Origin of the sequence: Novosphingobium oxfordense, assembly GCF_044029435.1 — a bacterium.
GTDB lineage: Bacteria > Pseudomonadota > Alphaproteobacteria > Sphingomonadales > Sphingomonadaceae > Novosphingobium.
The window spans coordinates 3524399-3543179 of sequence record NZ_CP147005.1; the positions used below are offsets into that span (position 1 = coordinate 3524399).

Genomic DNA, 18781 nt, shown 5'->3' on the forward strand with positions numbered 1-18781 from the left:
TCGCCGGTGACTGACATGGAATTCGTGACCATCTCCGCCGGCGATCTTACCGCGCGCATTGCCACGTTCGGGGCCGAACTCTGGTCGCTGACCGACCGGACCGGCCGCGAATACATGACCGACGCCGATCCGGCGTTCTGGAGCGGCCATGCGCCGATCCTGTTCCCGATCGTCGGCGGGCTTGCCGGCAATCGCTACCGGCTGGACGGGCAGGACTACGAACTGCCCCGCCACGGCTTCGCCCGCCATTCCGCGTTCGAAGTGGCGGAGGCGACGGACGATATGGTCCGCCTGCGCCTGCGCGACAGTGCGGAGAGCCGCAAGGTCTACCCCTTTGCCTTCGTGCTGGACCTCGTTTTCCGGATCGAGGGCGCGACGCTGCATGTGGAGGCGGAAGTCTCCAACCCCGGCGATGCGCCGATGCCGTTCAGCCTGGGCTATCACCCGGCTTTCGCGTGGCCGCTGCCCGGCGGCGCGCCCAAGGCCGAGCACACCATCGCCTTCGAACAGGCCGAGCCGCAGCCGATCCGCCGGATCGACCCTGCCACCGGCCTTGTCCTGCCCGAGCCGGTGCCGACGCTGGTGGAGGGCCATCTCTATCGCCCCGATGCCGCGCACTTCGTGGAGGACGCGGTCATCTGGGATCGCCTTGCCAGCCGTGCGCTGACGTTCGGCGCGCCCGGCGGCGGCCAGCTTGCCGTGGCCTTTCCCGACCTGCCGATGCTGGGCATCTGGCAGAAGCCCGGCGCTAACTACCTCTGCATCGAGCCGTGGCAGGGCCACGCCGATCCGCTGGGCTATTCGGGCGATTTCCGCGCCAAGCCGGGCATGCTCTCGCTCGCCCCCGGCGCCAACCGCCGTTTCCGCATGGACGTGACCGTCCTTACTGCCGACTGAAGGAGATCCCCATGAAGACCGCACTCGTAACCGGCGCCACGTCCGGTATCGGCGAGGCTTGCGCCCGCGCATTCATCGCGGCGGGCTGGCGCGTGATCGGCACCGGCCGCCGGGCCGAGCGTCTGGACGCGCTGAAGGCCGAACTGGGCGCAGACAAGTTCCACGCCGCGGTGTTCGACGTGCGTGACGAAGCTGCGCGCGATACCGCTCTGGACTCGCTTCCGGCCGAGTTCGCGCAGATCGATTGCCTGGTGAACAACGCCGGCCTCGCGCTTGGCACCGAGCCGGCACAGAGCGCCTCGCTCGACGCGTGGAAGACGATGATCGATACCAACGTCACTGCACTGGTCTCGCTCACCCACAAGCTGCTGCCCGCGCTGGTGGAGCGCAAGGGCGCGATCGTGAACCTGTCCTCGGTTGCGGCGACTTATCCCTACACCGGCGGCAACGTCTACGGCGGCACCAAGGCGTTCGTGCACCAGTTCTCGCTGGGCCTGCGTTCGGACCTTGCGGGCACCGGCGTGCGTGTCACCTCGATCGAGCCGGGCATGGTGGAGACCGAATTCACGCTGGTGCGCACCGGCGGCAACCAGCAGGCTTCGGACAACCTCTACGGCGGTGCGAACCCGATGACGGCCGAAGATATTGCCGGAACCGTGCTGTGGGTGGCGACGCTGCCGGCGCACCTCAACATCAACACGCTGGAACTGATGCCGGTCAGCCAGTCCTTCGCTGGCTTCCAGGTCGCGCGTCAGGGATAAAGGCTCACGCCCCATAATTCCTCGTCATCCCCGCGAAGGCGAGGATCCCGCTTTCTTCCTGAGAGGTCGCAAAGAAAAGCGGGGCCCCGCCTTCGCGAGGGCGACGGAGTGGATTGTGTGAGGTGGGCTCAAGCTCGGGCAGCCTGTTGAAAGCCCAAACGAAAAACGGGGGCTTGCGGATGTCCGCAAGCCCCCGTCTTCATTTTACCAGTCCGACAAAAATCAGCCGGTGATGCCCGCTGCGGCCAGCACGGCCAGCGTCAGCACGTCCGGCGCGATGGCGGTCATCGGTACGATCTGCACGGGCTTTTCCGCGCCGATCAGCATCGGCCCGATCGAGGTCGTTCCGCCGATCTCCTTGAGCAGCTTGGCCGAGATATTGGCCGACTGCAGGCCCGGCATGATCAGCACGTTGGCAGGCGCCGAAAGGCGGCTGAACGGATAGAGCTTCATGATCTTCGGGTTCAGCGCGGCATCGGGGGCCATTTCGCCCTCGTACTCGAAGTCCACCTGCTCCTCGTCGAGGATGTGGATCGCCTCGCGCGTCTGCTCCAGCCACTTGCCCGACGGATTGCCGAAGGTGGAGTAGCTGAGGAAGGCCACGCGCGGCTCATGGCCGAGGCGGCGGGCGACGGCGGCGGTTTCCTTGGCGATCACCGCAAGCTGCTCGGCGGTCGGGCGCTCGTTGATCGTGGTGTCGGCCATGAACACCGTGTGGTTCTTACCGACCAGCATGTGGATGCCGAACGCCAGCTTGCCCTCGGCCGGATCCAGCACGCGGCGCACTTCCTTGATGGTCTGTGCGAAGGGGCGGGTCATGCCGGTGATCAGCGCATCGCCCACGCCCAGCTTCAGCAGGCCGGAGGCGAAGATGTTGCGATCGGTGTTGACCATGCGCTGCACGTCGCGCTGCAGGAAACCGCGGCGCTTCAGGCGCTCATAGACCATCTCGACCATCGGGCCGACGTGATCGGACACCATCGAGTTCTCGATATGGAAGCTTTCCGGATCGGGCACGCCCAGTTCGGCCATCTTGTCGAGGATGACCTGAGTGCGACCCACCAGGATCGGTTCACCATAGCCGAAATCGCGATACTGGATCGCCGCGCGCAGCACGACTTCGTTATCTGCCTCGGCAAAGATCATGCGCTTGGGGTTGGCGCGAACCTGCTCGTAGACCCGGGTGAGCACCGACGTGGTCGGGTTCAGGCGTGCCTTCAGCTGGTCGCGATAGGCTTCGAAGTCTTCGATCGGGCGACCGGCAACGCCGGAATCCATCGCCGCCTTGGCGACGGCCATCGACACCACTTCCATCAGGCGCGGATCGAACGGGGCGGGGATGATGTAGTCGCGGCCGAACTGCTGCGCTTCGCCATAGGCGGCGGCAACGTCTTCATGCACCTGCTCGCGTGCGAGTTCGGCGATGGCCTTGGCGGCGGCGATCTTCATCTCTTCGTTGATCGCGGTGGCCGAAACGTCCAGCGCGCCGCGGAAGATGAAGGGGAAGCCCAGCACGTTGTTCACCTGGTTCGGATAGTCCGAACGCCCCGTGGCGATGATCGCATCCGGGCGCACGGCCTTGGCGTCGGGCGGGGTGATCTCGGGATCGGGGTTCGCCATCGCGAAGATGATCGGCTCTTCCGCCATCTTCTTCACGTATTCGGGCTTCAGCGCGCCCTTGGCCGACAGGCCAAGGAACACGTCGGCGCCGACCAGCGCTTCTTCCAGCGTGCGGGCCGTGGTGTCGATCGCGTGCGCGCTCTTCCACTGGTCCATGCCGCCCGGACGGTCGCGATAGATCACGCCGCTGCGGTCGCAGACGGTCACGTTCTCGTGCCGCACGCCCATCGACTTGATCAGCGCGGTGCAGGCCAGTGCGGAGGCGCCGGCGCCGTTGACGACGACCTTGATGTCCTCAAGCTTGCGCTTGGTGATGAGGCAGGCGTTGATCAGGCCGGCGGCGGCGATGATCGCGGTGCCGTGCTGGTCGTCATGCATGACGGGGATCTTCATCCGTTCGCGCAGGGCCTGCTCGATGATGAAGCATTCGGGGGCCTTGATATCCTCAAGGTTGATGCCGCCGAAGCTGGGTTCCATCATGGCGATGGCTTCGATCAGCGCGTCGGTATCCTCGCTGGCGAGTTCGATGTCGATCGAATCGACGTCGGCGAAGCGCTTGAAGAGGACGGCCTTGCCTTCCATCACCGGCTTCGAGGCGAGCGCGCCCAGATTGCCCATGCCCAGGATGGCAGTGCCGTTGGAAATCACCGCGACCAGGTTGCCCTTGGCGGTATAGTCATAGGCAGTGGCGGGATCGTCGGCGATGGCCTGCACCGGCACGGCAACGCCGGGAGAATAGGCGAGGCTGAGATCGCGCTGCGTCGCCATCGGCTTGCTGGCGATGATCTCGATCTTACCCGGCCGGATCGTGGAGTGGTAGAACAGCGCCTCGCGCTCGGTAAACTGGACCTTGGGCTTCTCGGACAAGCTTTTTCTCCCGGATTTGGGAGGGGCCCTATCGAATGTTTGCACGACGCGATAGGGGAAAGGCGCGTGGCTGCCGCTTCACAAGAACCAAGCCGGGGCGCTAACGCTCTCCCCCATGAGCAGCAATTCCGATACCGCCGGCGTAACCCCGATGATGGCGCAGTACCTTGCCTTGCGTGAGGTGGCGGGGGACTGCCTGCTGTTCTATCGAATGGGCGATTTCTTCGAGCTTTTCTTCGAAGATGCAAAAACTGCAAGTCAAGTTCTCGACATTGCACTCACCACGCGCGGCGAGCATGGCGGCCAGCCGATCCCGATGTGCGGCGTGCCGGTGCATGCGGCCGAGGGATACCTTGCCCGCCTGATCAAGGCGGGTTGCCGCGTCGCAATAGCCGAGCAGACCGAAACCCCGGCCGAGGCGAAGAAGCGCGGTGGGTCCAAGGCATTGGTTCGGCGCGATATCGTGCGCTTCGTCACGGCGGGCACGCTGACCGAGGAATCGCTCCTGGAACCGCGCCGCGCCAATGTGCTGGCGGCGGCCTGCGATCTGCGCGGCACGGTCGGTATCGCGGCCTGCGACATCTCCACCGGGCGCATGGAACTGGAAGAGTGCCCGCCGGACCGGCTGGGCGCGGCGCTGGCCCGCCTTGGCGCGCGCGAACTGGTGGTGCCGGATGGTTGGGAACTGGCCCCCGACGGGGCGATCCCGCGCTCTGGCCATGAATTCTCGTCCGATGGCGGCGACGAGCGGCTGAAGCTTGTCCACGGCGTTGCCACTTTGGATGGTTTCGGCACGTTCACCCGCGCCATGCTGGCGGCGGCGGGCGGGTTGATCGCCTATCTCGACCATGTGGGCCGAGGCAAGCTGCCGCTGTTGCTGCCGCCTGAAGCGCGGGCCGGCGATGCCGCACTGGCGATGGATGAGGCGACGCGCGCCAGCCTGGAAATCCTCGAATCCTCTCAGGGCGGCCGCAAGGGCAGCCTGGTCGAGGCGATCGACCGCTGCGTCACCGGCGCCGGTGCGCGCCAGCTTGCGGAAGACCTTTCCGCACCGCTCACCGACCGCCATGCCATCGCCGAGCGCCTTGAAATGGTGGAATGGCTGCACGACGATCATCTGCTGCGCGAGGACATGCGTGCAGCACTGCGGGCCCTGCCCGATATCGGCCGTGCGCTGGGCCGCGTGGTGGCGGGGCGTGGCTCTCCGCGCGATCTCGGCCAGTTGCGCGACGGCCTTTCGGGTGCGCGCCGGATCGGTGCGCGGCTGGCGCAGATGGACGGGCTTCCGGTGCTGCTGGACCGCCTGATGCCCGAACTCGGCGGGAGCCAAGATCATTGGGGTGCCCTGGTCGATCACTTCGCGCAGGCACTGGTGGAAACCCCGCCGACCGAGCGCGGGCAGGGCGGCTATATCGCCAGCGGCTACGATGCCGGGCTGGACGAACTGCGCGTCACCTCGGGCAATGCCCGCCGCGCCATTGCCGCGCTGGAAGCGAAGTACCGTGAGGAGACCGGCGTTGCGGCGCTGAAGATCAAGCACAACAACGTGCTCGGCTACTTCATCGAAGTGCCGCAGCGCCATGCCGACAAGCTGCTGGAGCCGGACAGCGGCTTCTCGCACCGCCAGACCATGGCCGGGGCCATGCGCTTCAACGCGCTCGCCCTGCATGAGGAGGCGAGCCGCATCACCGAGGCGGGCGCCCATGCGCTCGCCGCCGAAGAAGCGCATTTCGAAGAGCTGGTGGCGGAAGCCGTCGCCGCCCGTCACGCCATCGCCCGCACCGCTGCCGCACTTGCCCGTTTCGACGTGGCTGCCGGGCAGGCCGAGCGAGCCGCCGAAGGTGGCTGGGCGCGGCCCGAAGTGGTCGATGGCCTTTCGCTCGATATCGAAGGCGGCCGCCATCCGGTGGTCGAGGCGGCCCTGAAGGTTCAGGGCGAGCGCTTCGTCGCCAACGACTGCCGCCTTGCCAGCCATGACCGGCTCTGGCTGATCGGCGGCCCCAACATGGGTGGTAAGTCGACCTTCCTGCGCCAGAACGCGCTGATCGTGCTGCTGGCGCAGGCGGGGGGCTTCGTGCCGGCCAAGTCGGCGCGGATCGGCATGGTGGACCGCCTTTTCAGCCGGGTCGGCGCCTCCGACAATCTGGCGCGCGGCCGTTCGACCTTCATGGTGGAGATGGTGGAAACCGCTGCCATTCTTGCACAGGCGACCGACCGCAGCTTCGTGATCCTCGACGAAGTGGGGCGCGGGACTTCGACCTACGACGGCCTTGCTCTGGCATGGGCGGTGGCGGAAGCGGTGCACGAGACCAATCGCTGCCGCTGCCTGTTCGCCACGCACTATCACGAGATGGCGCGGCTGGGCGAAACCTGCGAGGCGCTCTCGCTCCACCACGTCCGCGCGCGGGAGTGGAAGGGCGATCTGGTGCTGCTGCATGAACTGGCCGAGGGACCGGCGGATCGCAGCTATGGCCTGGCCGTGGCGCGCCTTGCCGGGGTGCCGCCCAAGGTCATCAGCCGTGCCAAGTCGGTGCTGGAAAAGCTGGAGAAGGGCCGCGCGGAAACCGGCGGCCTCGCTGCCGGGCTTGGAGATCTGCCGCTGTTTGCGGCGGCGCACGAAGCGCATGAGGAACAGTGCGACGCCTTGCGCGACAAGCTGCGGGATATGGACATCGACGCGCTATCGCCCCGCGATGCTCTGGAAATCCTCTACGATCTGAAGCGTGAGGCGGGCACGGAGTCTTAACCAGGGCGCGCTAGCCTGCGGGCATGTTCGGGCCCAAGATCAGGAATGTCTTCAAGAGTCGCTGGCACGCGCTGTTCTGGGCGGCGAGCATGCTGGTAACGGCCTATTGCTCGATCCCCTCGGCGGACGATGGCGGCAGCGACGACGCGGTCACGCAGTTCGCCACGAACGTGGCGGCGCATGCGGGCGAGCAGAACGCTGGGCACAAGAACCCGTGGGCTAAGGACCCGGCGCCGAACTGATTTCGACGCCCTTTGATTTCCCAACACGCTTCGTCGCCCCCGTGAAGGCAGGGGCCGCGCTGTCTCTTGGCGACGTCGCGCGTGGTAGAAGGAAGAAGCGGTATCCCCGCGTTCGCGGGGATGACGGGATTGGTGGGGGCGGGGTTGGTTTTCAACCGCCGCCCGCCAATCTTTAGCTATCGTCGTCCTCGAAATCCTCGTCGGCCACGCCTTCGCGGCCATAGCGGTTTTCAAGATCGTCCATCGTCTCCTCGCCGCGATAGGCGGACATGTCGATGATGCCGCTGGTGTCCATCTGGTTCATGTGATCGACCAGATCCTCGACGTCATCCTCATCGTCGATGCCGCCCTTCACCTTTTCGCTGTCTTCAAGGCCGAACGGGGTGGTGGCGCGGTCCTGCGCTTCTTCGGCGAAGGATTGGGCCTGCGCCTCTTCATCCTCCTGTTCGGGGTTGAAGTTTTCGGGCGCGGAATCGTCGGGACGTTCGATCATGGCGTGTCTCCTTTGCCGGGTTAACGGCTAAGGGATCATGCGGGTTCCGGTATTGGAGGGATGCGACGGGAAAGAACCTTCCCGTCGCGAATTTCCCTCAGCGCGTCGGCACGGGCACTTCGCCGGAGTAGTCGTAGAACCCGCGGCCGGACTTGCGGCCGTACCAGCCGGCTTCCACGTACTTCTGGAGCAGCGGCGCCGGGCGGTACTTGGGATCGCCGGTGGTCGCCAGGAACACCTTCATGATCTCGTACAGCGTGTCGAGGCCCACGAAATCGGCCAGGGTTAACGGACCCATCGGATGGTTCGCGCCCAGCCGCATGCCGGCGTCAATATCCTCGACCGAGGCCAGCCCTTCGCCCAGCACGAAGATCGCCTCGTTCAGAAGCGGGCAGAGGATGCGGTTGACCACGAAGCCGGGGGCATCGCCGGCCAGAACCACGGTCTTGCCAAGGGCTTCACCGAAAGCCTTCATCCGCGCGGTGGTCTCCGCCGAGGTTGCAAGGCCGGGGATCACTTCCACCAAGCCCATCACCGGCACCGGGTTGAAAAAGTGCAGCCCGCAGAACCGCGTCGCATCGGGCGAACTGGCCGCCATGCGGGTGATCGGGATCGAACTGGTGTTGGAGGCGAGGATCGCGTTCGCGCCCAGCACTTCGCCTACGGCGGTGAAGATCTTGAGCTTGATATCCTCCCGCTCGGTAGCGGCCTCGATAATCAGGTCGCAATCGCCCATGGTGGAGTAGTCGCCGGCGGTGGTGATGCGCGGCAGCAGCGCGTCGACATCGGCCTGCGCGATCTTTTCCTTGGCCACCAGCCGGGCCAGGCCCTTGGCGATGCCGGCCTTGCCCTTCTCGGCGATGTCGACCGAGATGTCGGACAGGACGACGTCCATGCCCTTGCTGGCCACGGTCTGGGCGATGCCCGAACCCATAATGCCCGCGCCGATAATTCCGACTTTCCGCACTGCCAAACTCCTCTGCTGATCCCGTTGCGCCGGAAGGATTATCACCGGCTTGCGGGGAGGGAACCTAGCGATTCTGGCCGGGTACCCAAAGCACGTCGTCGGCCCCGTTGGCATTCACCGCCCGGGCGAGGACGAAGAGATAGTCGCTGAGCCGGTTGAGGTAGCCCAGCGCGGCCGGATTGGCGGGCACTTCGGCCGCCATGGCCACGGCGGCGCGTTCCGCTTTGCGGGCGGAGGCGCGGGCGATGTGGACGCGCGCGGCCGCTTCGCTGCCGCCGGGCAGGATGAAGCTTTTCAGCGGCTGGAGATGGACGTTGATCGCATCGATCTCCGTTTCCAGCCACGTCACCTGTGAAGGCACCACGCGCAGCGTCATCTCACCGGGGGTGAAATCGTCTCCCGGGGTGGCGAGATCGGCGCCAAGGTCGAACAGGTCGTTCTGGATGCGGATCAGCGTGGCGGCGTGCGGCGTATCGGTCAGCGCGCAGACGGCGAGGCCGATAACGCAGTTCGTCTCGTCCACCGCGCCGATCGCTTCCATGCGCGCGGCGTTCTTGGGCAGGCGCGAGCCATCGACAAGGCCCGTGGTGCCGTCGTCGCCCGTGCGGGTGTAGATCTTGTTGAGACGTACCAAAGCTTTAGCGCGCCATCGCCAGCAGGATTATGCAGACCCCTACGGCGGCCGCCTGATACTTGATGCGGTTGAACATCATCTTGTTCTGCAGCAGCTGGTTCGCGGTCGGCCCGGTCGCGCTTGGATCGCGGTGCAGATCTTCCTTCGTGCTTTTCATGAAGGCGACGATGCCGCGCACGAGGCTGATGACGACCATGATCATCAGCAGGATGATGATGGGGATGAGAATGGTGCTCATGGGCTTTGGTGTAAGCCCATGGAAAGCGAAATGCCAGCGGGGAAGCGGCCCTGCCGAAGCGCCTCGGCGATGGCCTTGCCGTCCTCTCCCGCGCGGCGCCGGTCGCCCAGCGAGGGCGAGCCGCGCCGCTTGGCCAGCTTACGCCCGTCAGCCTCCACCAGCAGGGGATGATGGTGCCAGACGGGCGCCGGCAGGCCGAGCAGTGCTTGGAGCAGCCGGTGGACATGGCTGGCCGGAAACAGGTCCATGCCGCGGGTGACCAGGGTGATGCCGTCCGCCGCATCGTCTAGCGTGGCGGCAAGGTGATAGCTGGCGGGCAGGTCTTTGCGCAGCAATACGACGTCGCCGAATATCTCGGGCGTGGCGCGTTGGATGCCGGCCAGTTCGTCGGTCCATTCTAGCGGGCCGGCCATGTCTAGCGCGCGGGCGACGTCAAGCCGCCAAGCCGCGCCTTCGCTATCGACGTTTTTGTGGCGGCAGGTGCCGGGATAGATGGGGCCGTCCGGCCCCATCGCGGTCGCGGCCGCGGCAATCTCGGCGCGGGTGCAGCGGCAGGGGTAAAGCAGTCCCATGGCCTTCAGCCGTTCGCCAGCCTGCGCATAGCTTTCCAGCCGATGGGACTGGAATTGCGCCTCACCGTCCCAGACAAGACCGAGCCATTCGAGATCGCGGAAAAATTCCTCGACGAATTCGGGCCGGCTGCGTTCGCCGTCGATATCCTCGACCCGCAGCAGGAATGCGCCGCCGCGCGTCCGGGCAAGATCGTGCGCGACCACGGCGGCGAAGGCGTGGCCCAGATGCAGCGGGCCGTTGGGGCTGGGGGCGAAGCGGGTGCGGATCATCACTCCTGCTCCTAGCCCCGCCGCCGGGTGTCGCAATAACGAAGTGGGGCTGGGCTTTCGGGCCGGAGCAGGGGTGTGGCGGCCGGGGGCGACGTGTGGGGCAGTGTGTGGATAAAGCCTGCATAACCTGTGCGGTGCCTGTTGGCTTTATGAGGATAGCTTGTGGAATCGTTGTGGCGAAGCTGTGGATTGTTGTATGGAGCCACCCCCGTCTCGGCTTGACGCCGACTCGTGTAGATGCTGCAAAGAAACCCATGCGTTGCCATGAAACCGCAATGACAGCCTGCGACAGGAGGCCATGCTCAGATCGGAGCTGATCGAGCGCGCGGCCCGGTTCCGCAGCGCGGAGGATGACCCCTCCCGAAGTCTTTCAGACTGCCCTGCGCTAGTGCTTAATGCGGACTACACGCCGCTTTCCTATTATCCCCTAAGCCTCTGGCCCTGGCAGACCGCGATCAAGGCGATCTGCCTCGAAAGGGTGGACATCGTTTCCAGCTACGACCGGGTGGTCCACAGCCCCAGCTGGTCTATGCAGATCCCCTCGGTGATTGCGCTTCGGCAATATGTGAAGCCTTCCGAGTTTCCGGCCTTCACCCGCTTCAACCTTTTCCTCCGCGACCGGTTCAGCTGCCAGTACTGCGGCTCTCCCCATAACCTCACGTTCGATCACGTGATCCCGCGCCGCCTGGGCGGGCGGACCAGCTGGGAAAACATCCTCACTGCCTGTGCGCCCTGCAACCTTCGCAAGGGCGGCCGTACCCCGAAGCAGGCGAACATGCCGCCGCTGGTGGCGCCGATCCGGCCCACGAGCTGGCAATTGCAGGAACGCGGCCGGGCCTTTCCGCCGAACTACCTCCACGAAACCTGGCGCGACTGGCTCTATTGGGACATCGAGCTGGAGGCTTGAATTTGCGGCGGGCGATCGCGCCCAGACCTCAGTTTCCCAGCATGTCCGGCCGGAACAGCCGCTTGCGCGATACTCGCCTGCCGGACAGCATGAACTTCCCGTCTCCGATATAGTGGACGAATTCCGGCTCCCTGGGGCTGGTGGCGACGCGGATGCGCAGGACTTCCAGGATGAAGAGGTCGTACTTCGCGACCATCGCATCGTCGTGGATGCGGCACTCAAGCTGGGCGTGGCACTGCGGCAGCAGCGGCGCGGCGACGTGCCGGGCCGGCTCTCGCGCGATGTCGAGCGCGGCGAACTTGTCGAGATCGGCCCCGCTACAATTGCCGATCCGCACCACGGTATCGAGCAGGGCGCTGGTGGGCACGTTCATCGTGCATTCGCCGCTTCGGCGCAGCATGGCGTGGCTATGGTTGCCGCGCGAGACGAGGCAGGAGATCAGCGCGGGCGTGAATTCCAGCACCTGGTGCCAGCCCATGGTCATCACGTTGTCCCGCCCGCCGTCGTGCGTGGCGAGCAGAACGACCGGGCCAGGCTCCAGGAACTGCCGTGCGTGAGAGGGGGGAACGTCGTGCCACTTCACCATGCCGTGTTCCTTTGCCGGATCGGGTCAGGAGCGCGTCAGGCAGGGTGTGGGTTCCCTCAGTGGATGGTTTCCAGTTCGGCTTCGGCCTGAACCGCCTCCACGCCTTCATCGACGGCGGTGGTGAGGGCGACGTCCATCGTCACGTTGCCGACCGTGCGCATCAGGTCCGGCAGCACTTCCACCGCCACCAGTACGCCCAGCGGCCAGAGCGGTACGCCCATGGCCGCCGCGATCGGGCCGATGGAGGAGACGAAGCTGATCGTACCGGGAAGAGAGACGGTGCCGAACGTGGTTGCGAACGCCACCAGCACGCCGGCGATGAGGGCGCCGGTCGTCAGTTCGATGCCCGCAAGCTTTGCGGCGTAAACGGCGACGGCGACGTTCATCGCCGGTCCGGTTGCGCGGAACAGCGTGACGGCGAGTGGTAGGACGAACTCCGCCGTCGTTGCCGAAACGCCCAGCTTGCGGCTGGCCGCGAGCATCGAAGGGACCGTTGCCATGGAGGACTGGGTAGAGATCGCGACGATCTGCGCAGGCAGCACGGCGGCGGCGAATGCCGGCAGAGAGCGGCGCCCCGCGAAGACCGCGACCAGATAGCCCGCGATCATCATCACGGCGCCGGTCGATACGACGAGCAGGATATAATGCGCCAATGTGCCCAAGGCCGCGCTGCCGCTTCGCACCCCAAGGCTGAAGCCCAGCGCAAGAACGCCGATGGGCGCAAGCATCAGCACCCAGCCAATAATCACCATCATCGCACCTGCCAGCCCCTCGAACAGCAGCGCGAGCAGGCGGCGCGGTTCGTCGGCAAGGCGGGTAGAGGCGATGGCGAACAGGGCGATGAAAACGATCACCGGCAGTATCGCATTGGCGGCGGCGGCGGTAATCACGTTTCCGGGGATCAGGGACGAAAGAAAGTCCGCGATGTCGGGCACTTTGCCCGGATCGTTCGGGTGCGGGAACTGCACGCCGGCAGGAATCGGGAACAATTTCAGCAGTGCGGGCATGGCGATCGCGCCCAGCGTGGCGCTGAAAGCGAGAAAACCGACAATGGCGCCCAGCGTGCGCCGGGCCATGGCGCCGGCCTGGGCAACCGCGATGGTTTCCACGATGCCGGTAAACAGCAGGCCAGCCACCAGCGGCAGGATCGTCATTTGCAGGCCTTGCAGCCAGAGCGAGCCGACCGGGCCGGCCACTTTCAGGATCGGTTCCGCAGCCGGATTGCCCGCCAGCATAAGGCCGATCACTAGCCCGGCAATAAGGCCCAGTAGAGTCAGCTTGCCGGGGACGCGTATTTCGGGAATGCGCGAGGCACCGCTGTCTCTTGGGCTTTCGCTCGACGTATCCATTTGGCTCCTGGGGAAATGCGACCTTCGTCCTCATTCTCCATAATGAGCACTGTGGCGCATGGCAATTTGATCGCGGCTTGAGTAAGAGCGCGCGTCATTCGCCATTCACGAAATGGTCTCCAAGGGGGCAGGTCATGAGCAGACAGTACTTCGGCACCGACGGCATCCGCGGCCGCACCAACCAGGGCGCTATGACCGCCGCCATCGCCATGAAGGTCGGCCAAGCGGCCGGCACCCGCTTCCTGCGCGGCAGTCACCGGCACCGCGTGGTGATCGGCAAGGACACGCGCCTCTCGGGCTACATGCTGGAAAACGCGATGGTGGCCGGCTTCACCAGCGTGGGTATGGACGTTGTGCTGCTGGGCCCGATGCCGACCCCGGCCGTCGCCCTGCTGACCCGTGAACTGCGCGCCGACGTGGGCGTGATGATCTCCGCCAGCCACAACCCCTATGAGGATAACGGCATCAAGCTGTTCGGCCCCGACGGCTTCAAGCTTTCCGACGAGGATGAACTGGCGATCGAGGCGATGCTGGCGCAGGACATCCCGCTCGCCGCGTCCGAGGAAATCGGCCGGGCCCGCCGCATCGACGACGCACGCGGCCGCTACATCCACGCCGTGAAGCGCTCGCTGCCCGAAGCGGTGCGGCTCGACGGGCTGAAGATCGCTGTCGATTGCGCCAATGGCGCGGCCTATCAGGTGGCCCCTTCCGCCTTCTGGGAACTGGGCGCCGAAGTCGTATCGATCGGCGTGACGCCCAACGGCAAGAACATCAACGCCAAGTGCGGCTCCACCCATGTCGAGGCCTTGCAGGAAACCGTGGTTTCTTGCGGCGCGGACATCGGCATCGCGCTCGATGGCGATGCGGACCGCCTGATTGTGGTCGACGAGAAGGGCAAGACGGTCGACGGCGACCAGATCATGGCACTGATCGGCACCCAGCTTGCCGCGCGCGGCGCGCTGCGGGGCGGCGGCGTGGTGGCGACGGTCATGTCGAACCTGGGCCTGGAGCGATACCTGAACGCACAGGGCCTGACCCTGGAGCGTACCAAAGTCGGGGACCGCCATGTGCTGGAACGCATGCGTGCGGGCGGTTTCAACGTGGGCGGCGAGCAGTCGGGCCACATGATCCTGCTGGACCACGCGACCACCGGCGATGGCACTGTCGCTGCGCTTCAGGTCTTGGCCGCGCTGGTCCAGTCCGGCAAGCCGGCGAGCGAGGTGCTGCACCTTTTCGATCCCGTGCCCCAGCTTCTGCGCAACGTCCGCTTTGCCGGCGGCAAGCCGCTGGAGGCAGACCGCGTGAAGGCGGTGATCGCCGAGGCGGAAGCCGCGCTTGATGGCAAGGGGCGCCTGGTGATCCGCGCTTCGGGCACCGAACCGGTGATCCGCGTGATGGCCGAAGGCGATAATGCCGGCGATGTCGAGGCGGCCGTCGCCTCGATCTGCGCCGCCGTGGAAGAGGCTGCTGCCTGATGGCTCTGGAAATGCGCCCCGATTGCGAACGCTGCGGCACCGATCTTCCGGCCGATGCCCCCGGCGCGTTCATTTGCAGCTTCGAATGCACCTTCTGCGTCGAGTGCACCGACGCGCTGGATGACCTTTGCCCCAACTGCGGCGGCGAACTGGTCGACCGGCCGACGCGGGCGAAGCGGCATTTCGATTCCGCCCCGCCCTCGAAGGAACGGCGTTTCAAGGGGTAACAGGCAGGCGGTAGCGCCCAAGGCAGCACTTGCCGAGCAAGGCTGGCGCTGCCATCAGCCAGCCCATGACCACAGCGCCCAGATCAGCCCCGGCCCGCATCCTTTCCATCGCCGGTTCCGATTCCTCGGGCGGCGCGGGTATTCAGGCCGATATCAAGACGATCACCGTGCTGGGCGGCTACGCCATGACGGCAATCACCGCGATCACCGCGCAGAATACTTGCGGGGTGACGGACGTGGTGGCGCTTTCGGCGGAGGTGGTGGCGGCACAGATCGATGCCTGCGTCAGCGATGTCGGCGTCGATGCGGTGAAGATCGGCATGCTCGGCAGCCCGGAAATCGCCCATGTCGTGGCCGAGCGGCTGGAGGCGCTGGACGTGCCGGTAGTGTTCGACCCGGTGATGATCGCCACCAGCGGTTCGGTTCTGGCGGACAAGGTCACGATTGCCGCATTCGAGCGCCTGATGGCGCTGGCCACGCTGACGACACCCAACGTGCCCGAACTGGCCGTACTGGGCGGGGACGAAGGCATGGCGGCGCGCGGCGTCACCTACATCGCCAAGGGCGGCGATGCCGATGGGCCGGAGGTAGAGGATCGGCTGGTGCGCCCTGGCGAAGCGCCGCTGATTTGGACGGCTCCGCGCATCGAAACCCGCCACAGCCACGGCACCGGCTGCACTTTTTCCAGCGCCATCGCCACCTGCATGGGCCGTGGCGACGATCTGGTATCGGCGGTGGAGCAGGCGCGGGATTTCGTGCGCGCCGCCTTGCTGGCTGCGCCGGGCTTCGGGGCCGGGCACGGGCCGCTGGGGCATCACGCGATCCGCTAGAGCGTTTTCTAATCGGGTGGAATCACCTGATGACTCGGAAAACGCGGAAAACCAAAAACTTAAGGCAGTTGATCCGATGCGATCGGATCGGAAACTGCTCTAGGTTATCGGGGCGCGTCGAGCCTGAGGTAGACGCTGTCGCACCAGACCTCGCCCACTTGCCAGGTCCGGGCGGCGCGGCCGGTTTCGTGAAAGCCCAGCCGGGCGAGCAGCGCCAGCGAGCGCCGGTTGCGCGGATCCACATCGGCCGTGATATGCGGCAGGCGGTGGACCGCGAAAGCATTGTCGATCACCGCTGCCAGGGCCTCCCGCGCAAACCCTTGCCCCCAGTAGGCAGGATCGAGGATGAAACCGATCTCGGGAAAGCGCCAGAGCCCGGCTTTGCCGATCACCTTGCCGTCCAGCGTGACGATGAAGTCTTCGCCCTGATCCGGCGGGATGGCGATCATCCCGTCCAGCCAGTCGCGCGTCTCGGCCATGTCGGAATGGGGAGGCCGCGACCAGTAGGCCATGGCATCCGGCTGCACGAAGATCGCGTGGAGCGCTTCGGCATCGGCCGGAAGGGCGGGGCGCAGCAGCAGCCTTTCGGTGCGAAGCTGCGCCCCCATCATCCCGTCAACCGCAGTCGAGGTCGTAGAAGTCGCGCACGACCTTCCAGCCTTCCTCGGCGGTTTCGCACCAATGGAACAGCTTGAGGTCACTCTTGTTGATCACGCCTTCCTCGGCCAGCGCCTCGAAATTGACCACGCGTTCCCAGAACTCGCGGCCGTAGAGCAGGATCGGCATCGGCTTCATCTTGCCGGTCTGGATCAGCGTCAGCAGTTCGAAGAACTCGTCGAACGTGCCGAAGCCGCCCGGGAACACCGCCACCGCGCGGGCGCGGAGCAGGAAGTGCATCTTGCGCAGCGCGAAGTAGTGGAACTGGAACGAGAGGCGCGGGGTGACGTAGGGGTTCGGCGCCTGTTCATGCGGCAGCACGATGTTCAGCGCCAAAGTCTCGGCGCCGACTTCGCGCGCACCGCGATTGGCCGCTTCCATGATCGAGGGGCCGCCGCCCGAGCAGACCACGAACTGGCGCATGCCCTTTTCCACGACCGCGCACTTGCTGGCGATCTGGGCGAGCTCGCGGGCCACTTCGTAATACTTGGCCTTGGCGACAAGGCGTTCGGCAACCACCTTTTCCTCATCGGTGGTGGCGCGGGCCAGCACGGCGTCGCACTGTTCGGGCGAGGGGATGCGGGCAGAGCCGTACATCACCAGCGTGGAGCCGATGTTGGCTTCTTCCAGCAGCATTTCGGGCTTCAGCAGCTCAAGCTGGAAGCGGACCGGGCGCAGTTCGTCGCGCAGCAGGAATTCGGTGTCCTGGAAGGCCAGGCGGTAGGAGGGGTTCTGCGTTTGCAGCGTGCCCTGCTGGGCATCTGCGAAGGAGGCTTCCTGCTCGGCCTTGTAGAACCGGCGCTTGGTGACGTTGGTGTCTTCAGTATCGCTCATCGGGGTACCATGGCCGCAGGACGCGGCGTGAGAAAGCACAAATATCTAGGATGCTTGCGGTTGCATGCAAGAGATGGGCGCGCCTAGTTTCGTTTCCATGACGAATATGATCCTTACGCGTCGTACCGCTTTGGCGGGCTTGGGCATCGCGGCGGCTTCGGCGGCGGTGCCCGCGCTGCCGGCATTTTCCGCGCCCGCTCCGCCCCGGCTGGTGAAGCCGCCGCGCCTGCGTGAAGGGGATGTGCTGGGGCTGGTCGCGCCGGCCGGCTTCATCGGCGATCGCTTTGGGCTGGAGGAGGTGATGGCGACGGTCCGGGCCATGGGCCTAGTCCCCAAGCCTGCGCCGCATATGCTGGAGCGGGAGGGCTATCTGGCCGGGTCGGACCGGACGCGGGCGGACGATCTCATGGCCATGTTCGCCGATCCCGACGTGCGCGGCGTGATGTCCGTGCGGGGCGGCTGGGGCTGCGCGCGCATCCTGCCCCTGCTGGACTATGCGAAGATTGTGCGAAATCCGAAGCTGTTCGTGGGTTTCAGCGACAATACCGCGCTCCACCTCGCCTTCGCGGCGCGCACCGGTGTCGCCAGCATTCACGGCCCCAATGCCAGCGCATCGTGGCCGCCGGCCGCATGGGCCAGTTTCCACGCACTGGCGTTCGAGGGGGCGACGCCGACCTGGCAGGTGCCTGAAGGTGCGGGCGTCAACCTGGCCGGGCGGGGCAGGGACGTGCGCACATTCCACGGCGGCAAGGCGCGTGGGCGGCTGCTGGGCGGCAACCTCTCGGTACTGTCGGCGCTGGTCGGCACGCCTTACCTGCCTGATTTCAGCGGCGCGGTGCTGTTCCTGGAGGACACCAACGAATCCGAATACCGCATCGACCGGATGCTGACGCAACTGTCGCTGGCAGGCGTGTTCGACAAAGTGGCGGGCGTGGTCTTCGGCCAGTGCACCAATTGCACCAACCCCGATGGCGGCTTTTCGAACTTCACCATCTACGAAGTGCTGGGCCGTCAGTTCGACACCCTGAAAGTCCCGGCGTTCCAGGGCCTTCAGATCGGCCACATCGCCGCGCAGATCAGCGTGCCGGTGGGCTTGCCGGTTGAAATCGATGCGGATGCCGGGACCATGCGCCTGCTGGAACCAGCCGTCAGTTGATAGTGCGTCAGCTGACGGTCGATCCGCCGGCAGGGCGCACGCTCAGGATCGGATCGTTTTGCCGGCCCAGCCCGTGCCGTTCGACAAGGTCTTCATAAACCGCCTCGGCCAGCGGTTCGGCGAATTCCAGCCCAGTGCCGTGCGCGCCGTTCCAGCTGACGAAGGCCATGGCCGGACGATGGCCGGGCAGGCCGAGATTGACCGCCTCGTCGATCTCAAGCCCCTCTATCCCCTCGATCCTGGCGCCGAAGCGGGTAAGATCCTTCAAGACCACGGTCCATGTCGAAAAGGCGCTGCGCAAGTTTGCCATGACTTCCACATCCTCGCGCGGCTGGCGGGGCGTTTGCCCGGGCAGGGCGGTCTGGCCGTCGATCCGTGAGGCGATCCGAGGGTCGTCCATGCACTCCAATCCGAACGAGGTGAAAATCTGTCTGCATCGTCAGGATAGCTAAC

General features: G+C 65.8%; 20 protein-coding genes. 9 read left to right on the forward strand and 11 right to left on the reverse strand.

The annotated features are described in order from the left end of the window. The first annotated feature begins 15 nt into the window (after nucleotides 1-15). Together WBP07_RS16835 and WBP07_RS16840 are read left to right on the forward strand one after the other, a co-directional pair. Nucleotides 16-897, forward strand: coding sequence for an aldose 1-epimerase family protein (locus WBP07_RS16835; RefSeq protein WP_395395822.1), 882 nt, complete (start codon nucleotides 16-18; stop codon nucleotides 895-897). An 11-nt stretch (nucleotides 898-908) separates the two neighbouring features. Continuing rightward, entirely contained in the window at nucleotides 909-1658 is a 750-nt protein-coding gene (locus tag WBP07_RS16840) for an SDR family NAD(P)-dependent oxidoreductase (RefSeq protein ID WP_395392758.1), read from the forward strand. 222 nt (nucleotides 1659-1880) lie between these two features. Here WBP07_RS16840 and WBP07_RS16845 read toward each other — a convergent pair whose 3' ends face one another. Continuing rightward, a complete protein-coding gene (locus WBP07_RS16845) occupies nucleotides 1881-4145 on the reverse strand; it encodes an NADP-dependent malic enzyme (protein ID WP_395392759.1) in 2265 nt (754 codons plus the stop codon). A 151-nt stretch (nucleotides 4146-4296) separates the two neighbouring features. Between WBP07_RS16845 and mutS the strand changes: the two genes are divergently transcribed. Next, nucleotides 4297-6891, forward strand: a complete 2595-nt coding sequence (mutS, locus tag WBP07_RS16850; RefSeq protein WP_395395824.1) for a DNA mismatch repair protein MutS — start codon at nucleotides 4297-4299, stop codon at nucleotides 6889-6891. 23 nt (nucleotides 6892-6914) lie between these two features. Continuing rightward, a complete protein-coding gene (locus WBP07_RS16855; RefSeq protein ID WP_395392760.1) occupies nucleotides 6915-7133 on the forward strand; it encodes a hypothetical protein in 219 nt (72 codons plus the stop codon). A 172-nt stretch (nucleotides 7134-7305) separates the two neighbouring features. On the opposite strand, the gene WBP07_RS16860 is transcribed toward WBP07_RS16855, so the two are convergent. The 5 genes from WBP07_RS16860 to gluQRS all read right to left on the reverse strand — a co-directional run bounded on the left by WBP07_RS16860 (nucleotide 7306) and on the right by gluQRS (nucleotide 10307). Further along, nucleotides 7306-7626 carry a hypothetical protein gene (locus tag WBP07_RS16860; protein WP_395392761.1) on the reverse strand — a complete coding sequence of 107 codons (321 nt, stop codon included), beginning with the start codon at nucleotides 7624-7626 and terminating at the stop codon, nucleotides 7306-7308. A gap of 97 nt (nucleotides 7627-7723) precedes the next feature. Continuing rightward, nucleotides 7724-8593, reverse strand: coding sequence for a 3-hydroxyacyl-CoA dehydrogenase family protein (locus WBP07_RS16865; protein ID WP_395392762.1), 870 nt, complete (start codon nucleotides 8591-8593; stop codon nucleotides 7724-7726). A 64-nt stretch (nucleotides 8594-8657) separates the two neighbouring features. After that, nucleotides 8658-9227: a cob(I)yrinic acid a,c-diamide adenosyltransferase gene (locus WBP07_RS16870; protein WP_395392764.1), complete on the reverse strand. Its 570-nt coding sequence runs from the start codon at nucleotides 9225-9227 to the stop codon at nucleotides 8658-8660. Nucleotides 9228-9231: 4 nt separating this feature from the next. Then, nucleotides 9232-9465 (reverse strand): hypothetical protein, encoded by a 234-nt coding sequence (locus tag WBP07_RS16875; RefSeq protein WP_395392765.1) that lies wholly within the window; start codon nucleotides 9463-9465, stop codon nucleotides 9232-9234. Continuing rightward, nucleotides 9462-10307 (reverse strand): tRNA glutamyl-Q(34) synthetase GluQRS, encoded by an 846-nt coding sequence (gene gluQRS, locus WBP07_RS16880; protein WP_395392766.1) that lies wholly within the window; start codon nucleotides 10305-10307, stop codon nucleotides 9462-9464. Before gluQRS ends, WBP07_RS16875 begins: the two co-directional genes overlap by 4 nt. Nucleotides 10308-10605: 298 nt before the next feature. Between gluQRS and WBP07_RS16885 the strand changes: the two genes are divergently transcribed. After that, nucleotides 10606-11214 carry an HNH endonuclease gene (locus WBP07_RS16885; RefSeq protein ID WP_395392767.1) on the forward strand — a complete coding sequence of 203 codons (609 nt, stop codon included), beginning with the start codon at nucleotides 10606-10608 and terminating at the stop codon, nucleotides 11212-11214. Nucleotides 11215-11242: 28 nt separating this feature from the next. Here WBP07_RS16885 and WBP07_RS16890 read toward each other — a convergent pair whose 3' ends face one another. Both WBP07_RS16890 and WBP07_RS16895 read right to left on the reverse strand, forming a co-directional pair. Beyond that, entirely contained in the window at nucleotides 11243-11800 is a 558-nt protein-coding gene (locus tag WBP07_RS16890) for a flavin reductase family protein (RefSeq protein WP_395392769.1), read from the reverse strand. A gap of 56 nt (nucleotides 11801-11856) precedes the next feature. Next, a complete protein-coding gene (locus tag WBP07_RS16895) occupies nucleotides 11857-13149 on the reverse strand; it encodes a dicarboxylate/amino acid:cation symporter (RefSeq protein WP_395392770.1) in 1293 nt (430 codons plus the stop codon). Between the two features lie 134 nt (nucleotides 13150-13283). On the opposite strand from WBP07_RS16895, the gene glmM reads away from it, so the two are divergent. The 3 genes from glmM (at nucleotide 13284) to thiD (ending at nucleotide 15681) form a co-directional block, all read left to right on the forward strand. Then, nucleotides 13284-14624, forward strand: a complete 1341-nt coding sequence (gene glmM / locus WBP07_RS16900; protein WP_395392771.1) for a phosphoglucosamine mutase — start codon at nucleotides 13284-13286, stop codon at nucleotides 14622-14624. After that, complete coding sequence (locus WBP07_RS16905) at nucleotides 14624-14851, forward strand: DUF1272 domain-containing protein (protein WP_395392772.1); 228 nt, start codon at nucleotides 14624-14626, stop codon at nucleotides 14849-14851. Before glmM ends, WBP07_RS16905 begins: the two co-directional genes overlap by 1 nt. A 65-nt stretch (nucleotides 14852-14916) precedes the next feature. Next, on the forward strand, nucleotides 14917-15681 hold the full coding sequence (gene thiD, locus WBP07_RS16910) for a bifunctional hydroxymethylpyrimidine kinase/phosphomethylpyrimidine kinase (protein ID WP_395392773.1): 765 nt from the start codon (nucleotides 14917-14919) through the stop codon (nucleotides 15679-15681). A gap of 104 nt (nucleotides 15682-15785) precedes the next feature. Here the strand turns inward: thiD and WBP07_RS16915 are convergent, their stop codons facing one another. Together WBP07_RS16915 and WBP07_RS16920 are read right to left on the reverse strand one after the other, a co-directional pair. After that, nucleotides 15786-16292: a GNAT family N-acetyltransferase gene (locus tag WBP07_RS16915; RefSeq protein ID WP_395392774.1), complete on the reverse strand. Its 507-nt coding sequence runs from the start codon at nucleotides 16290-16292 to the stop codon at nucleotides 15786-15788. Nucleotides 16293-16296: 4 nt separating this feature from the next. Further along, nucleotides 16297-17172: a TIGR00730 family Rossman fold protein gene (locus WBP07_RS16920; protein WP_395392776.1), complete on the reverse strand. Its 876-nt coding sequence runs from the start codon at nucleotides 17170-17172 to the stop codon at nucleotides 16297-16299. 97 nt (nucleotides 17173-17269) lie between these two features. Here WBP07_RS16920 and WBP07_RS16925 point away from each other — a divergent pair, with 97 nt between their 5' ends. Further along, on the forward strand, nucleotides 17270-18328 hold the full coding sequence (locus WBP07_RS16925) for an LD-carboxypeptidase (protein WP_395392778.1): 1059 nt from the start codon (nucleotides 17270-17272) through the stop codon (nucleotides 18326-18328). Between the two features lie 7 nt (nucleotides 18329-18335). Here WBP07_RS16925 and WBP07_RS16930 read toward each other — a convergent pair whose 3' ends face one another. Further along, complete coding sequence (locus WBP07_RS16930; protein WP_395392779.1) at nucleotides 18336-18728, reverse strand: hypothetical protein; 393 nt, start codon at nucleotides 18726-18728, stop codon at nucleotides 18336-18338. Nucleotides 18729-18781: the final 53 nt, after the last annotated feature.

Excerpts from the sequence above, each read along its gene's own strand:
- WBP07_RS16835 (WP_395395822.1), top strand. The coding sequence starts at position 16 with ATGGAATTCGTGACCATCTCCGCCGGCGATCTTACCGCGCGCATTGCC.
- WBP07_RS16840 (WP_395392758.1), top strand. The coding sequence starts at position 909 with ATGAAGACCGCACTCGTAACCGGCGCCACGTCCGGTATCGGCGAGGCT.
- mutS (WP_395395824.1), top strand. The coding sequence starts at position 4,297 with ATGATGGCGCAGTACCTTGCCTTGCGTGAGGTGGCGGGGGACTGCCTG.
- WBP07_RS16855 (WP_395392760.1), top strand. The coding sequence starts at position 6,915 with ATGTTCGGGCCCAAGATCAGGAATGTCTTCAAGAGTCGCTGGCACGCG.
- WBP07_RS16860 (WP_395392761.1), bottom strand. The coding sequence starts at position 7,626 with ATGATCGAACGTCCCGACGATTCCGCGCCCGAAAACTTCAACCCCGAA.
- WBP07_RS16875 (WP_395392765.1), bottom strand. The coding sequence starts at position 9,465 with ATGAGCACCATTCTCATCCCCATCATCATCCTGCTGATGATCATGGTC.
- gluQRS (WP_395392766.1), bottom strand. The coding sequence starts at position 10,307 with ATGATCCGCACCCGCTTCGCCCCCAGCCCCAACGGCCCGCTGCATCTG.
- WBP07_RS16885 (WP_395392767.1), top strand. The coding sequence starts at position 10,606 with ATGCTCAGATCGGAGCTGATCGAGCGCGCGGCCCGGTTCCGCAGCGCG.
- WBP07_RS16890 (WP_395392769.1), bottom strand. The coding sequence starts at position 11,800 with ATGGTGAAGTGGCACGACGTTCCCCCCTCTCACGCACGGCAGTTCCTG.
- WBP07_RS16895 (WP_395392770.1), bottom strand. The coding sequence starts at position 13,149 with ATGGATACGTCGAGCGAAAGCCCAAGAGACAGCGGTGCCTCGCGCATT.
- glmM (WP_395392771.1), top strand. The coding sequence starts at position 13,284 with ATGAGCAGACAGTACTTCGGCACCGACGGCATCCGCGGCCGCACCAAC.
- WBP07_RS16905 (WP_395392772.1), top strand. The coding sequence starts at position 14,624 with ATGGCTCTGGAAATGCGCCCCGATTGCGAACGCTGCGGCACCGATCTT.
- thiD (WP_395392773.1), top strand. The coding sequence starts at position 14,917 with ATGACCACAGCGCCCAGATCAGCCCCGGCCCGCATCCTTTCCATCGCC.
- WBP07_RS16915 (WP_395392774.1), bottom strand. The coding sequence starts at position 16,292 with ATGATGGGGGCGCAGCTTCGCACCGAAAGGCTGCTGCTGCGCCCCGCC.
- WBP07_RS16920 (WP_395392776.1), bottom strand. The coding sequence starts at position 17,172 with ATGAGCGATACTGAAGACACCAACGTCACCAAGCGCCGGTTCTACAAG.
- WBP07_RS16925 (WP_395392778.1), top strand. The coding sequence starts at position 17,270 with ATGACGAATATGATCCTTACGCGTCGTACCGCTTTGGCGGGCTTGGGC.
- WBP07_RS16930 (WP_395392779.1), bottom strand. The coding sequence starts at position 18,728 with ATGGACGACCCTCGGATCGCCTCACGGATCGACGGCCAGACCGCCCTG.